Origin of the sequence: Citrobacter sp. wls710 (assembly GCF_005281115.1) — a bacterium.
GTDB lineage: Bacteria > Pseudomonadota > Gammaproteobacteria > Enterobacterales > Enterobacteriaceae > Citrobacter > Citrobacter werkmanii.
In genome coordinates this window covers 100,746-115,697 of record NZ_SZXD01000058.1, presented here as the reverse complement: position 1 = coordinate 115,697, position 14,952 = coordinate 100,746, and the positions used below count along the sequence as shown (strand labels likewise).

General features: G+C 51.8%; 14 protein-coding genes. 10 read left to right on the top strand and 4 right to left on the bottom strand.

What is annotated here, in order from left to right; genetic code table 11:
* Positions 1-86: 86 nt before the first annotated feature.
* Positions 87-1,775, top strand: a complete 1,689-nt coding sequence (locus FDX14_RS22065; RefSeq protein ID WP_061381287.1) for a methyl-accepting chemotaxis protein — start codon at positions 87-89, stop codon at positions 1,773-1,775.
* A gap of 39 nt (positions 1,776-1,814) precedes the next feature.
* Here FDX14_RS22065 and FDX14_RS22060 read toward each other — a convergent pair whose 3' ends face one another.
* Entirely contained in the window at positions 1,815-2,738 is a 924-nt protein-coding gene (locus tag FDX14_RS22060) for a LysR substrate-binding domain-containing protein (RefSeq protein WP_038640774.1), read from the bottom strand.
* A gap of 231 nt (positions 2,739-2,969) precedes the next feature.
* Here FDX14_RS22060 and FDX14_RS22055 point away from each other — a divergent pair, with 231 nt between their 5' ends.
* The 5 genes from FDX14_RS22055 (at position 2,970) to rimL (ending at position 8,223) form a co-directional block, all read left to right on the top strand.
* A complete protein-coding gene (locus FDX14_RS22055; RefSeq protein ID WP_137350253.1) occupies positions 2,970-3,872 on the top strand; it encodes a manganese-dependent inorganic pyrophosphatase in 903 nt (300 codons plus the stop codon).
* Between the two features lie 121 nt (positions 3,873-3,993).
* A complete protein-coding gene (hglS, locus tag FDX14_RS22050) occupies positions 3,994-5,337 on the top strand; it encodes a 2-oxoadipate dioxygenase/decarboxylase HglS (RefSeq protein ID WP_137350252.1) in 1,344 nt (447 codons plus the stop codon).
* 193 nt (positions 5,338-5,530) lie between these two features.
* Positions 5,531-7,186, top strand: a complete 1,656-nt coding sequence (locus FDX14_RS22045) for a glucan biosynthesis protein D (protein ID WP_079224079.1) — start codon at positions 5,531-5,533, stop codon at positions 7,184-7,186.
* Positions 7,187-7,352: 166 nt separating this feature from the next.
* A complete protein-coding gene (locus tag FDX14_RS22040) occupies positions 7,353-7,577 on the top strand; it encodes an HP1242/YdcH family protein (protein ID WP_006684453.1) in 225 nt (74 codons plus the stop codon).
* Positions 7,578-7,677: 100 nt separating this feature from the next.
* On the top strand, positions 7,678-8,223 hold the full coding sequence (rimL, locus tag FDX14_RS22035; RefSeq protein WP_137350251.1) for a 50S ribosomal protein L7/L12-serine acetyltransferase: 546 nt from the start codon (positions 7,678-7,680) through the stop codon (positions 8,221-8,223).
* On the opposite strand, the gene ydcK is transcribed toward rimL, so the two are convergent.
* Complete coding sequence (gene ydcK, locus FDX14_RS22030; RefSeq protein ID WP_137350250.1) at positions 8,215-9,195, bottom strand: YdcK family protein; 981 nt, start codon at positions 9,193-9,195, stop codon at positions 8,215-8,217. The two genes, rimL and ydcK, sit on opposite strands and share 9 nt — an antisense overlap.
* A gap of 113 nt (positions 9,196-9,308) precedes the next feature.
* Here ydcK and tehA point away from each other — a divergent pair, with 113 nt between their 5' ends.
* From tehA to FDX14_RS22015, 3 genes are all read left to right on the top strand, one after another.
* Positions 9,309-10,310 carry a dicarboxylate transporter/tellurite-resistance protein TehA gene (tehA, locus tag FDX14_RS22025; protein WP_042308256.1) on the top strand — a complete coding sequence of 334 codons (1,002 nt, stop codon included), beginning with the start codon at positions 9,309-9,311 and terminating at the stop codon, positions 10,308-10,310.
* The gene (gene tehB, locus FDX14_RS22020) at positions 10,310-10,906 is read left to right on the top strand and encodes a tellurite resistance methyltransferase TehB (protein WP_137350299.1); all 597 of its coding nucleotides are present in this window, start codon (positions 10,310-10,312) and stop codon (positions 10,904-10,906) included. Before tehA ends, tehB begins: the two co-directional genes overlap by 1 nt.
* A gap of 155 nt (positions 10,907-11,061) precedes the next feature.
* Positions 11,062-11,736 carry a DUF3313 domain-containing protein gene (locus tag FDX14_RS22015; RefSeq protein WP_038640757.1) on the top strand — a complete coding sequence of 225 codons (675 nt, stop codon included), beginning with the start codon at positions 11,062-11,064 and terminating at the stop codon, positions 11,734-11,736.
* Positions 11,737-11,773: 37 nt separating this feature from the next.
* Here FDX14_RS22015 and FDX14_RS22010 read toward each other — a convergent pair whose 3' ends face one another.
* The gene (locus tag FDX14_RS22010) at positions 11,774-12,682 is read right to left on the bottom strand and encodes a DMT family transporter (RefSeq protein ID WP_137350249.1); all 909 of its coding nucleotides are present in this window, start codon (positions 12,680-12,682) and stop codon (positions 11,774-11,776) included.
* A 185-nt stretch (positions 12,683-12,867) separates the two neighbouring features.
* On the opposite strand from FDX14_RS22010, the gene FDX14_RS22005 reads away from it, so the two are divergent.
* Positions 12,868-13,737, top strand: a complete 870-nt coding sequence (locus FDX14_RS22005) for an AraC family transcriptional regulator (RefSeq protein WP_137350248.1) — start codon at positions 12,868-12,870, stop codon at positions 13,735-13,737.
* Here the strand turns inward: FDX14_RS22005 and FDX14_RS22000 are convergent.
* Entirely contained in the window at positions 13,720-14,886 is a 1,167-nt protein-coding gene (locus FDX14_RS22000) for a benzoate/H(+) symporter BenE family transporter (protein WP_137350247.1), read from the bottom strand. The two genes, FDX14_RS22005 and FDX14_RS22000, sit on opposite strands and share 18 nt — an antisense overlap.
* Positions 14,887-14,952: the final 66 nt, after the last annotated feature.

Genomic DNA, 14,952 nt, shown 5'->3' with positions numbered 1-14,952 from the left:
TTTGCGGTAAGTAAACCTCACGGATTGCCGATGACTATCTAACGGGCGTGTTTTCACGCATAAACCCTACAAGAGAGTCGACGGTCATGGACAACACAACATCGATGCAGGCCCAGCATAAACTGGGTTTTTTGCATCAAATCCGACTGGTTCCGCTGTTTTCCTCCATTCTCGGTGGCATCCTTCTGTTGTTCGCCTTAAGTTCAGGGCTGGCAAGCTATTTTCTTATGCAGGCCGATCGCGATCAGCGCGATGTGACCGACGAGATTCAGGTCAGGATGGGGTTATCTAACAGCTCTAACCACTTACGCACCGCACGTATCAACATGATCCATGCCGGCGCGGCGAGTCGTATTGCCGAAATGGATGACATGAAGGCCAATATCGCCGAGGCAGAAAAACGGATTAAGCAATCGCAGGACGGCTTCAATGCTTATATGTCGCGTACGGTGAAAACGTCTGCTGATGAAGCGTTAGACGCCGAATTAAGCGCCAGCTTCAAAGCCTATACCGACGGTTTACAGCCAATGCTGAAATACGCTAAAAACGGCATGTTTGAAGCGATTATCAACCACGAAAATGAACAGGCCAGACCGCTGGATTCTGCCTACAACAAGGTGCTGCTGAAAGCCATTGAAATTCGCACTGCCAGGGCGAATAACCTCAGCGAGCAGGCGCACCGACGTACGCAACTTGGTATGGCGTTTATGCTCGGCGCATTTGCCCTCGCGCTGGTGCTCACCGTGATGACGTTTATCGTTCTGCGCCGCACCGTTATTCATCCTCTGTTACGTGCAGCCCTGCGCATCGAGCAAATTTCGGCAGGCGACCTGACTATGCCGGAGGAGCCGACCGGGCGCAGTGAAATTGGTCGCCTGAGCCGTCATCTGCAAACTATGCAGCATTCGCTGGTGAAAACCGTGGGTACGGTGCGCCAGGGGGCAGAGGAAATTTATCGCGGTACCAGTGAGATTTCTGCAGGGAATACCGATTTGTCCTCACGTACGGAGCAACAGGCCGCGGCGATTGAAGAAACGGCGGCCAGTATGGAAGAGCTAACGGCTACGGTGAAGCAAAACGCTGACAACGCGCACCATGCGAGCAAGCTGGCGGAAGATGCTTCCGGCAAGGCGAGTCGTGGCGGTCAGATGGTTTCTGGCGTGGTGAAAACCATGGGCAATATCTCAGGTAGTTCGAAGAAAATCTCTGAAATCACAGCCGTTATAAACAGCATTGCTTTCCAGACGAATATCCTGGCGTTGAACGCGGCGGTAGAAGCGGCGCGGGCGGGAGAGCAGGGACGAGGGTTTGCCGTGGTCGCCAGCGAGGTGCGCACGCTGGCGAGCCGAAGCGCTCAGGCGGCAAAAGAGATTGAGGGTTTGATTAGCGAATCGGTACGACTCATTGACCAGGGATCCGATGAAGTGGTCGCGGCGGGTAATACCATGACGGATATTGTCGATGCGGTAAAACGCGTGACCGACATCATGTTGGAAATTGCGGCGGCCTCTGATGAGCAGAGCCGGGGCATTGTGCAGGTGAGCCAGGCGATTTCGGAGATGGATAAGGTGACGCAGCAAAACGCCTCTCTGGTTGAAGAAGCGTCGGCCGCAGCGGCATCGCTGGAAGAACAGGCCGCACGTTTAACTGAAGCCGTCGGCACATTCCGCTTGCAGGGCGCAAGTGCGATAAAGCGCGCTCCTGGTACCAAAACGTCGAGCCATTCAAGTCCGCAGGCAGCAACGGCCAGTGGTGATAACTGGGAAACGTTTTAACACGCTATAAGGGACCAGATGGTCCCTTAATTTTTGGTATCAAAACGGTATGGTTTTGCGTATCGCGCCAATGAGGATTTGTGCGGCAGAGGAAAGCTGCACGTCTACACGGGTAAGAATGCCAATAGGTTCACCCGCCCCGTGGGTGGGAATCGGCAATGATACCAACGTCGCCTGACGTAAATCTTCCCGGACCGCGCCTGACGGCACAAACCATACATAGTCGTAGTCAACCGTCAACTGGCGGGAAAGCGATGCTGACAGCGTTTCGATGCAGCCCGGCGGCATTTTGCAACCCTGGCTTTGCAGCAGCGTCTCCGCGTGCTGACGAGGAGCCGTTCCTTTTGGTGACACCACAACAGGCCATTCCATCACCCGACTCAGCGTGATGGTTTCCTGCAACAACGGGTGGTTAGGTCGCACAACCAGTTTGAGCGACTCAAGGAACAACAGCTCGTAATTCAGACCGACCATTAATTCCGGATCGGCCATCCGACCGATACCGAGATCGATTTCTCCCGATTTTAAACCGGCCAGAATCATGGGATTACTCATGGTGGCAACTTGCAGCGTCGTTTCCATTTGCTGCTTATGGAACGGACCGATTACCGCCGGAAGAATACCCAACGCAGCGGTGGGTAAGGCCCCAATCCGTACGACGTCAGTCTGCGACTCTTCGCGCTGGTTTAACGCCTGTCCGGCAGTATTGAGCGCGTCCAGTACTCTCACCGCGTGGGTAAGAAACTGCTCGCCGGGCAATGTTAACTGCGCGCCAAGGCGACCGCGTTCAAAGAGCCGGGTACCGGTCAACTGCTCCAGTTCATTTAGTGTTTTGGAGAGGGCCGGTTGGCTCAGATTAAGGGTTTCAGCCGCGCGCCCCAGCGTTCCCTGTTGTGCAACGGCGACAAAAGTATGCAGGTGGCGCAAGCGAATGCGCTGATTGAACAGAACATTTTTTTCCATAAGCGATGTTAAAAACAGAGCCGTATCGGTGACAAGTGAAGTTGTTTGTTTTTGATAACTTGATAGCAAAATATTATTAACATTTATCATGTTTTACTTACAACTTATTTATTTTGCTTGTGTTTTGTACAGTCAGGCAGGGTGGTGGGATCATGGAAGGGAATGTATCCGGTCGTTATACTTTGAATATTGTTTGCTTTTGCACCCTTTATCTTCACAAGGCACTGATTAATGATACATGTAGTAGGACACCATAATCCCGATAGCGATGCCATTTGCACTGCCGCAATGACGGCGCGTTGGCTTACCTTACGCGGTCAGCAGGCAACGGCATGGCGTCTGGGGGAAGCTAACCGCGAAACGCAATTTATCTTTGCGCAAGCGGGGCTGACACTGCCTGAACGACTGACGTTTGAATTGACCGATCGTGACGTCTGGTTGGTTGATTTCACCGAACCTGCCCAGGGACCGCAATCGCTGGCAGACTGTAACGTCGTGGGGATTATCGATCATCACCGACTTGGGGGATTAGTCACCCGTCTGCCGCCAGAAGTGTGGGTGAAGCCTGTCGGCAGTAGCGCAACGCTGTTATGGCAACTGATGTCGGAAGATGAGCGTAGCCAGTTATCTCCTGCGGAGGCCGTTTTGCTGCTGGGTGCCGTGTTGAGTGACACTGTCACGCTTCGTTCACCCACGACCACCGCCGACGATCGCCTGGCGGTCGATGCGCTGACTCAAAAGGCTGGTGTAGACCTTGATGCCTTCAGCCGTGACCTGCTGTCTGCCAAAACGAGCGTGGAAGGAATGAGTGCCCGCGAACTCCTGCAGAAAGACATTAAAACCTTCACTATCCATGGGCATCAGGTCTGTGTGGCGCAACTTGAACTGTATGCACTGCAACAGGTTGATACAGTGCTGGATGAATTACGCCAGGAAATGGCGCGCTATGCGCAGGAAAAAAATGCCGCGCTGGTTGTGCTCATGCTCACCGATATTAATCTGGGCGACACCAGTCTGTGGTTTGCCGGTTCTGAGCTTTCAGACATCCCGCAGCCCTGCAAGGTGGAAGGTATGCTCAGCCGTAAAAAACAGATGCTCCCCTGGCTGGAAAGTCATTTAAAACCACGCCAGTAGGTTCTGTTCGCCGTCTGTATAGGGTGGGAAATTTACGCGGGGTCACACTTTGTAAATTCTTCCCACCGGACTTTGCAGCGTTCTCTACACTCCAGGTAATATTCACTGGAGGCATGACATTATGGCGAACACCATCACGGCAGATGAGATTCGGGAACAATTTTCGCAGGCAATGTCAGCAATGTACCAGCAGGAAGTCCCGCAGTATGGCACGTTGCTGGAACTTGTCGCTGATGTGAATCTGGCGGTACTGGAAAATAACCCGACGTTGCATGAAAAACTGGCTAATGCGGATGAACTGGCCCGGCTAAACGTTGAGCGCCACGGAGCCATCCGGGTGGGTACTGCGCAGGAACTTTCTACGCTGCGCCGGATGTTTGCCATTATGGGCATGTATCCGGTGAGTTATTATGACCTCTCTCAGGCCGGCGTCCCTGTACATTCCACGGCTTTTCGGCCCATCGACGATGCATCGCTTTCGCGCAACCCGTTTCGGGTATTCACATCGTTATTACGGCTCGAATTAATCGAGAACGTAGCGCTGCGGCAAAAGGCTTCGGAGATCCTCGCGAAACGCGACATTTTCACTCGTCGTTGTCATGAACTGCTGGATGAGTTTGATGCGCAGGGCAGTTTTACGCCTGAGCAGGCGCAGGAGTTTGTCCATGAAGCACTGGAAACTTTCCGCTGGCATCAGCACTCCACGGTAGATGAAGCGACCTATCACGCATTACACAACGAACACCGGTTGATTGCCGATGTGGTGTGTTTCCCTGGTTGTCACATCAACCATCTGACGCCGCGCACGCTGGATATTGACCGGGTACAGTCCATGATGCCGGAATGCGGTATAGAGCCGAAAATATTGATTGAAGGGCCGCCGCGCCGCGAGGTGCCGATTTTATTACGTCAGACCAGTTTCAAAGCACTGGAAGAACCGGTGATGTTTGCCGGTGAAATGCGCGGTACTCACACGGCGCGTTTTGGTGAGATTGAACAGCGCGGCGTAGCGCTCACGCCGAAAGGCAGAGCCTTGTATGACGAACTGCTGAATAAAGCGGGAACGGGAAAAGATAATCTGACGCATCAGTTACATCTTCAGGAGGTTTTCAAGGCGTTCCCGGACAGTGAGTTTCTGCTGCGCCAGCAGGGACTTGCCTGGTTTCGTTATCGACTGACGCCATCAGGCGAAGCGCATCGCCAGGCTATTCGCCCGGATGACGACCCGCAACCGCTTATTGAGCGCGGCTGGCTGGTTGCGCAACCTATCACCTACGAAGATTTCTTACCGGTGAGCGCTGCGGGGATTTTCCAGTCAAATCTGGGTAATGAAACTCAGGCTCGCAGCCATGGGAATTCCAGCCGCGATGCGTTTGAACAGGCTCTGGGTTGCACGGTATATGACGAGTTTATGCTGTATCAGGAGGCGGAGGAGAGAAGTAAACGGCGGTGTGGTTTACTTTAACGGAATTTACACGGGATTCGGTCTGTTCCCATCGACATAAAATATTTTCGATTTTGTACAGATAATCGGCGACCAACAATTGGATTATTAATGAATTTTGTCTAGAGTGAGCGGTCAGAAATGTGCACTCTCTTGCCGCAGATTTTGACCGGCGCGGGACCATTTACACGACCAGAAGGACTCACTTTCAGGCATGAATCGCAGACGATTTATTAAAGGTTCAATGGCAATGGCCGCCGTGTGCGGAACCAGTGGTATTGCATCACTCTTTTCCCGCGCCGCCTTTGCGGCAGAGTCTGACATTGCAGACGGAAAAACCGTACGTTTTGATTTTTCCGTTCTGCAATCGATGGCCCACGACTTAGCACAGAAACCCTGGGGCGGCGCGCCGCGTGCGTTACCCGACACGCTGGCGAAATTGACGCCGCAGGCCTACAACAGCATTCAATATGACGCAGAGCAGTCTCTGTGGAACAATGTTGAAAATCGTCAGCTTGATGCGCAGTTCTTCCATGTGGGAATGGGATTCCGCCGCCGGGTTCGCATGTTCTCGGTCGATGACAGTACGCATATGGCGCGTGAAATCCACTTCCGTCCGGAGCTGTTTAAGTACAACGACGCGGGTGTGGATACCAAACAACTGGAAGGGCAAACTGACCTCGGATTCGCGGGTTTCCGCGTGTTTAAAGCGCCAGAACTGGCCCGTCGTGATGTGGTTTCTTTCCTCGGCGCCAGCTACTTCCGCGCAGTGGATGACACCTACCAGTACGGTTTATCGGCGCGTGGTCTGGCGGTAGATACCTATACCGACAGCAAAGAAGAGTTTCCTGATTTCACCGCTTTCTGGTTCGAAACGGTCAAACCGGGAGCGACCTCCTTTACCGTGTATGCGCTACTTGATAGCCCAAGCGTAACAGGCGCCTTTAAGTTCACGATCCACTGCGAGAAAACGCAGGTGATCATGGATGTACAAAACCATATCTACGCGCGTAAAGACATTAAACAGCTCGGCATTGCGCCGATGACCAGCATGTTCAGCTGTGGTAACAATGAACGCCGGATGTGTGACACCATTCACCCACAAATTCATGACTCCGATCGTCTGGCGATGTGGCGGGGCAACGGCGAGTGGATCTGCCGTCCGCTGAATAACCCGCAAAAACTGCAGTTCAATGCCTATACCGATAACAACCCGAAAGGGTTTGGTTTACTGCAGCTCGATCGCGACTTCTCTCATTACCAGGACATCATGGGCTGGTATAACAAGCGTCCTAGCCTGTGGGTCGAGCCGCGTAACCAGTGGGGCAAGGGGACCATCGGCCTGATGGAGATCCCGACGACGGGCGAAACGCTGGATAACGTTGTCTGCTTCTGGCAGCCGGAGAAGTCGATTAAAGCCGGCGATGAGCTGGAATTTAAATATCGTCTGTACTGGAGCGCGCAGCCGCCGGTACGTTCGCCGTTAGCTCGCGTGATGGCGACCCGTACCGGCATGGGCGGCTTCCCGGAAGGATGGGCGCCGGGCGAGCACTACCCGGAGAAATGGGCGCGCCGTTTTGCCGTGGACTTCGTCGGTGGCGATCTGAAAGCCGCTGCGCCGAAAGGCATTGAACCGGTGATTACGCTCTCCAGCGGTGAAGCGAAACAGATTGAGATCCTCTACGTGGAGCCTATCGACGGCTACCGTATCCAGTTTGACTGGTATCCGACGTCTGACTCAACCGACCCGGTAGATATGCGTATGTTCCTGCGTTGCCAGGGCGACGCCATCAGCGAAACCTGGCTGTATCAGTACTTCCCGCCAGCGCCGGATAAACGTCAGTACGTTGACGACCGTGAGATGCGTTAATCACGACCGCAATGGCTCTCCAGGTGGAGAGCCATATCTGCAATCTTTCTGAAAATAGTCTGTACGCTATTTACTCGATCCTGTTCGCATTTTTCTGTATGGCAAATGGGTACTCTGGGGCTGTGTATTTCTTATACACGTTCTTGTCCACTAACAGGGAGAAAGTATGTTTCCAGAATACAGAGACCTTATTTCCCGACTGAAAACCGAGAACCCTCGCTTTCTGTCCTTATTCGAAAAACACAACAGCCTTGATCATGAGATCTCCAGACTGGAAGGTTCGGATGGTCGGGGGTATAGTTTGGACATTGTTCGCCTTAAGAAACAGAAACTCCACCTGAAGGAAGATCTGCTCAAAATTTTGCAAAAAGAGAGTGTCGGTGAGAGCTAAGTAAAACAGCGCTTGCTGTGTAAAAGGGCTTCCAAAAGGGAAGCCCTTCCTGTTTTATTGTGAGCAGAATTAGCTGCTTAACGAGCGTAACGGAAAGAAAATGCCAGAAGTGATAACCATTAGTGACACGCTGGAACTGCGTGCCGTAGAAGAACAACACGTCACCCCTCTGCATCAATTGGTGCTCAAGAATAAAACCTGGCTCCAGCAGTCGCTGAACTGGCCGCAGTTTGTGACGTCAGAGGAGGACACCCGCAAGAATGTGCAGGGCAACATGATGTTGCATCAGCGCGGTTACGCCAAAATGTTCCTGATTTTTGCACAACAGAATGTGGTAGGTGTCATCGCGTTTAACCAGATAGAGCCACAGAACAAAGCGGCCTATATTGGTTACTGGCTGGATGAAGCTCAGCAGGGTAAGGGCATTATGTCCCAGGCGCTGCAGGCATTGATTCATCATTATGCGCAGCGCCAGGAAATTCGCCGTTTTGTGATTAAATGCCGCGTAGAGAACGTTGAGAGCAACCAGGTGGCATTGCGCAATGGCTTCCAACTGGAAGGATGTTTACGTCAAGCGGAGTTCCTCAATGGTGATTACCATGATGTGAATCTCTATGCCCGCATCATTGATGGTCCCTCAGAATAAGCCTGCGATAGGTGTGCGCGTAATGCGTTGCTCAGCGTTGATCACCTTCGGCCCGCGCAGATGAATAGCATCGCCATCAAACGCTTCAATGTGCGCCTGGCCGGTTATCTCAATGTGATTCTCGACTAACACTTCTCCAAGAACGCAGGCGTGACCTTCAACCAGGATATGATCGTCTAGCTGGATTGGTCCGCCGCGTAATGTAGCATGTCCCCCGACCAACACATGGTGCTTCAGCACGCAGTTACCCTCGACTACCGCGTGTTCCGCCACCTGTGAGCTGTAGCGCAGGGTAGGAATCGCATCTTCATCGGTTCCGGCGATGACGCGCGCATGTCCGTAGACTTTGGCGCAATCGCAAATCCAGACATTATTCTCTTCATTACCTTCCACCTGGGCGAAATCAAAAACTTCCGCCCGATGCTCAATAAAGGCATAGTTGATATTCGCATCGCCATAGATCTGCGCCTGATGCACTATGCGTGAGTGGCTGACGGTCGCCCGATCATAAATCTGCAGCAACTGGTCGTTTTCAAGAGTGAGTCCCCTGGCGGCAATGATTTCGGACCCACATACAACGCGTGCATTACCGTGCAGAAGGCACTCGCCGCGAATAACAGAATTCTGAATCGTGACGTTGTCACGTATTTGTGCGTGATGGCTGATTTCTGCCCGGTCAATCCACACGGCATCGCCTATTTGCGCGCCATCTCTGACTACGCTTGCCTGAGTAACCCGGGCGTTTCCGGTTATCGATGCGCCGGAAAATGCGAGCGCATTCTCATCGTAAATCCAGCAATCACCGCTTTGCGACAAGACGCTTTCATCATCAATCCAGCCGCCAGGCGTACCGGCGGTAACATCATTAAAATCAATGAGGGCAATGATTTGGCGTAGTAATACGCTTTTTTTATTGCCATTATCCTGGTAACTAAAGGAGCGAAGCTCATCGCTGAGTCGATATTTGGTCATTGCTCATTTCCATGTTGCGCACCTTAGTTAAACGTAGCAAAGTTTTCCGCACTGGCTAAACCAACTGAAATTCCATAAAATGCATTTCAAATATACTTTAAAAAATAAACAAAATGAGTAAGAGCAAACAGAGTGAACGGGTTCTCAATCTTCCGGCCGGTTATTTTGGCATGGTACTGGGGACAATCGGGATGGGATTCGCCTGGCGTTATGCCAGCCAGATATGGCCGGTGAGCCACTGGATTGGCGATGGGTTAGTGATCCTGGCAATGGTCATTTGGGGGCTGCTGACGCTGGCTTTTATGTATCGCTTGCTGCACTTCCCGCACAGCGTACTGGCTGAAATTCGTCACCCGGTGATGAGTAGCTTTGTCAGTCTGTTTCCGGCCACAACCATGCTGGTAGCAATTGGTTTTGTTCCCTGGTATCGACCGCTGGCGATCGGGTTATTCGGCATTGGCGTGGTGATACAACTGGCGTACGCGGCCTGGCAAACGGCAGGATTATGGCGTGGAGCGCATCCAGAGGAGGCCACCACGCCGGGTCTGTATCTGCCGACCGTCGCCAATAACTTTATCAGCGCAATGGCCTGTGGTGCACTTGGTTTCAATGATGCCGGATTGGTGTTTTTGGGGGCCGGGGTTTTTTCCTGGCTCAGCCTGGAACCGGTGATCCTGCAACGTTTACGTAGCTGCGGGGAGCTGCCATCGGTCTTACGGACTTCGCTTGGCATTCAACTGGCGCCCGCGCTGGTCGCCTGTAGCGCCTGGCTTAGCGTCAACGGCGGAGAGGGTGATACGTTAGCCAAAATGCTGTTCGGCTATGGTCTGCTGCAGCTTCTGTTTATGCTACGTCTCATGCCATGGTATCTGTCTCAACCATTTAATGCCTCGTTCTGGAGCTTCTCGTTTGGCGTGTCGGCCCTGGCGACGACGGGCCTGCATCTCGGACACGGCAGCGAATCAGGATTTTTTCATACGCTGTCTATCCCACTGTTTATTTTTACCAATTTTATCATTGCATTATTACTGATACGTACGCTTGCTTTGCTGATGCAGGGAAAGCTGCTTATCCGCACAGAACGTGCTGCATTACTGAAATCTGAGGATAAATGATGACTCATTGCGACGAAAACTACTTTACTGAGAAATACGATTTAACCCGTACGCATTCCGATGTTGTTGAAGCGGCAAAAGTGGTCGCGCTAGGTAAAACATTAGATCTGGGCTGCGGTAATGGTCGTAACAGTCTGTACCTTGCGGCAAACGGCTATGACGTTACCGCATGGGATAAAAACCCCATGAGCATAGCGAACCTTGAGCGTATTAAAGCGGCGGAAGGACTGACCAACCTGCATGCGCAGGTCGCAGATCTTAACGCCTTACGCTTTGATGGCGAATATGATTTTATTCTTTCTACCGTTGTGCTGATGTTCCTTGAGGCTAAAACTATCCCAGGACTGATAGAGAATATGCAGCGCTGCACGAAGCCAGGCGGATATAATTTAATCGTTGCGGCAATGGACACTGATGATTTCCCGTGCACTGTTGGTTTTCCGTTTGCCTTTAAAGCGGGTGAATTACGCAACTATTACAGCGGGTGGGATCTGCTGAAATACAACGAAGACGTGGGTGAACTTCATCGTACGGATGAAAACGGTAATCGCATTAAACTGCGCTTTGCCACTATGCTGGCACGCAAAACTGCCTGAACCTCCTGTCTGGGTTAACTCTCTCTGCGTTCAGCATTTTTTATGTTGAGCGCAAAGATAAAATTGTGCGGTCCTTACCATTTTTAGTGCATCCAAAATGAATCTGTTTTGCTATTCTTTTTAGGCATCATTGCGAAAACTAAAGGGATCGTTTCATGCGTACTCATACTTTATTTAAAGTTGCAGTGCTTACTGGCTTGTTGGCATTATCCGGCTGTGCGTCAAAAGTAACCGAACCGGATAAATATTCTGGGTTTTTAAAAAATTACTCTGATCTGAAGGAAACAAAATCGGCAACCGGACAAACGGTACTCCGTTGGGTTGACCCGAACTACAACGAATCCAAATATGACAACATTGTATATAACCCGGTAACGTATTATCCGGTTCCTAAACCTACTACGCAGGTAGGGCAGAAGGTTCTTGATCAACTACTGACCTACACCAATACACAGTTGAAATCCGCAATCAGTAAACGTAAACCCCTGGTGACTACCCCTGGGCCACGTAGCCTGATTTTCCGCGGGGCAATTACCGGTGTAGCGACCAGTAAAGAAGGGCTGCAGTTCTACGAAGTGATCCCGGTTGCGCTGCTGGTTGCGGGAACGCAAATGGCAACGGGTCACCGTACCATGGATACCAACCTCTACTTCGAGGGTGAGTTGATTGATGCGGCGACCAATAAACCGGTTGTTAAGGTTGTACGTAAGGGTGAAGGTAAAGATCTGAACAACGAAAGCACGCCGATGGCGTTCGAAACGTTGAAGAAAGTTGTTGATGACATGGCGACTGATGCTTCCATGTTTGACGTGAACAAAAAAACACAATAATAATGATGAACGCACCATCTAAGGATGGTGCGTTTTTTTATGCCGCCCGGCGACGATATACGAGTTTACCCATCAGCGCTTCTGGTCGGGCAAACATCACCAGATTCCCCAGCAAAATCAATACTAATCCCACAATCGCATTTACCTGCCAGATATACCCTTCATACAATGTTGACAGCGTCAGTGCGACCAGAGGAAAAAGCAGCGTACTGTATGCGGCCTTACTGGGACCAATACGACCGACCAGTGTGAAATAGGCGCCAAAGGCAATCACCGAACCAAAAATAGCCAGGTACAGCAGTGCGCTAAGATAGCTGAAAGTCCACTGCGGAGTGAAGTCATCGCCACGCATTAGCGCAATAGCGGCGATCAGCAACGTGCCGTACAACATGGCCCAGCTATTGGTGGTCAATACTTCCAGCCCTTTTTTCTGGTGGCGCAGACTTATCATGTTGCCCAATGAAAAACCAAAGGTTCCCAGAGCGCTTAAGCCGATGCCCAGCAGAAGTGAATGGTTGAACCCACTGTTGAGCAAGTCCTGCCAGAACAGGGTGACAATGCCGGTCAGACCGAGACCGGCGGCAATATAAAAGCGCATCGGCGGTTTTTGGCCGAAAAACAGAAAGCTATTGACCGCATTGAACAGGACGGCCATCGAGAAAATCACCGATTCAAGGCCCGTGTTAATCCACGCCGCAGCCGTATAAAAACACCAAAAGTTAAAGCAAAAAACGCATCCGCCTTGTAACAGACAAAACAGATGGTCACGACCAGATAGTTTGCGTAATTTACCGCTAACCAACAGGATTATTATCATTACCGAGCTGGCAACGGCAAAGCGCCAAAAGATAGATACCGGCGCTGAAACCGGCCCTTGCTGCAGATAAATGGCAATCCATGTCGTTCCCCAAATCACTACCACCAGGCAGTACAATAGTGCGTTCATACAACTCTCTCTTTTTGGTCTTCAGGCGCACACTGTGTCACGTTGGGTAGCAGGGGGCTTTCATCCGATTGCGGTGGACTTGCAAAATCTTGCGCTTTTTTTCGCGCAAATGTGAAAAGGAAGCTGTTAACAATATGTAGCTGATATAGACTGAAAGCCTGCTAACTTATTTTGAATGTGATGGTATGTCTCAGCCCTACGGTGCCTTTGAAAATTTACGCAAACACAATGCCGTGCTGCACGAGTCGGTTGCGTTACATTCAGGGATCCAACTGGCGGCCTGGTCAAATAAGCGTGATACCATTACCCAGTATTGTGATCACCATACCCTCAGCTTATATGTCGCCGATGGCTACGAGAGTTACCACAAGACGGCCGGCGGCTGGAAGAATGGCGGTGGGCCGGACCGTTTTTGCCTGATGCCGAAAGAGAGCGAATCCAGTTGGGATATCCGCGACGATCTTTCCTTTGTGCATCTCTATTGTACAGACGGCCATTTGCGCGAAGTGGGGGAAAAAGTCTGGGACAAAAGCCCTTATAGCTTCACGCTGGATGAGCATACGTTTGGTAGCGATCCGGGGATAACAGCGGTTTATCGTCAGTTTTTACTCGGGAATGACTGGCAACAACCGGCCAATCATCTCACGCTCAGCGCCGCGTCTTCGCTACTGCTCACGCATCTGATTCAGCATTACAGCAACGTCCAATGGCAGTTGCCCGCTGTCACCGGGGGACTTGCGCCTGCCACATTGCGCAACGTGCTGGCCTACATAGAAGCGCATCTGGCGTACCCCATCACCCTGAGCGATTTGGCAAGCGAGGCGGCGCTGAGTGAATTCCACTTTGCCAGAATGTTTCGCCAGTCAATGAATATGGCGCCGCATCAGTACGTTATGCAACGACGTATGGTATTAGCCCAGCATCTGGTCTGTCATTCTTCCCGCAGTTTGTCGGATATTGCGATGGCTTGCGGGTTCAGTTCGGCGAGCCATTTCAGCAACCGGTTTAAGCAGGTGACGGGTAAAACGCCAACGCAGTTACGTACGGCGAAATAAAGTAAACACCGCGTAACACATACCTCCGGCGATCAGCCCCCAAAATGCAGACCCAACTCCCCATAGCGTCAGGCCACTGGCAGTGACCAGAAAAGTAATGATAGCCGCATCACGCTCGGCTTCATGATGCAATGCCTGGTACAAGCTGCCGCTAATCGTGCCAAGCAACGCCAAACCCGCCAGCATTTGGATCCAGCTTACGGGCAAGGCTGCCATCAGCCCGGTGACCGAACCGCCAAACCCCCCAGCCAGAAGATAGAAGACACCCGCCGCCGCCGCGGCTAGCCAACGTCGTTTGGCATCAGGATGCGCTTCGGGACTTTGGCAAATTGCCGCGGTTATAGCGGCAATGCAAATGGAATAGACACCAAAAGGGGAAAACAGCAGCGCCAGCAGACCGGTAAAGACAATCAACGGTGAAACGGGTAACGCATAACCTGACGCCTTCATGGTGGCGATACCGGGAGCATTTTGCGAGGCCATGGTGACCAGAAACAGCGGCAGTGCGATGCTAATGCTGTGGGCAAATGAAAAATGCGGGGCAATAAACTCGGGTAACACTGGAGATAAACTTACCTCATTAGTGACAATGTCACCTTTTATCAGCGCGATGATTATACCTACCAGCATCGCGGCGATCGTCGCATACCGTGAGGCAATGACTTTAAACGCTAACCATGCCACCAGCATGCTACCGCACAAGATAAGCTCACTGTTAAGGCTATTGAACGCCTGCAGGCCAAAGCGTAGCAGGATCCCGGCCAGCATTGCTGACGCCAGCGAGTGAGGGATTATTTTCATCAGTCGGGCAAAGAGTCCGGTTACGCCGCACAGCACAATTAAGGCGTTAGCCACGATAAAAATACCGATCGCATCCTGAATCGTTACTCCTTGCAGGCCCGTAACCAGCAGTGCGGCGCCGGGTGTTGACCATGCAGTGAGAACAGGGGCGCGATACCATAATGTCAGCGCCAGCGTGCTAACGCCCATCGCTATTCCCAGCGCGGTCATCCAACCCGCAATTTGCCCAGTCGTCGCACCTGCGGCCAGCGCCGCTTGCCAGATAATGGCTGCCGAGCTGGCGTAACCGACCAGCACCGCGACAAAACCTGATAGCACGGTAGGCAAAGGGATTGAAAATGTGCGCATAGCAACTCCGTGTGCGTTATAACGGTCAGTTACTGTAGCACTGTGCGTTATAGCGTACAAGTGCTA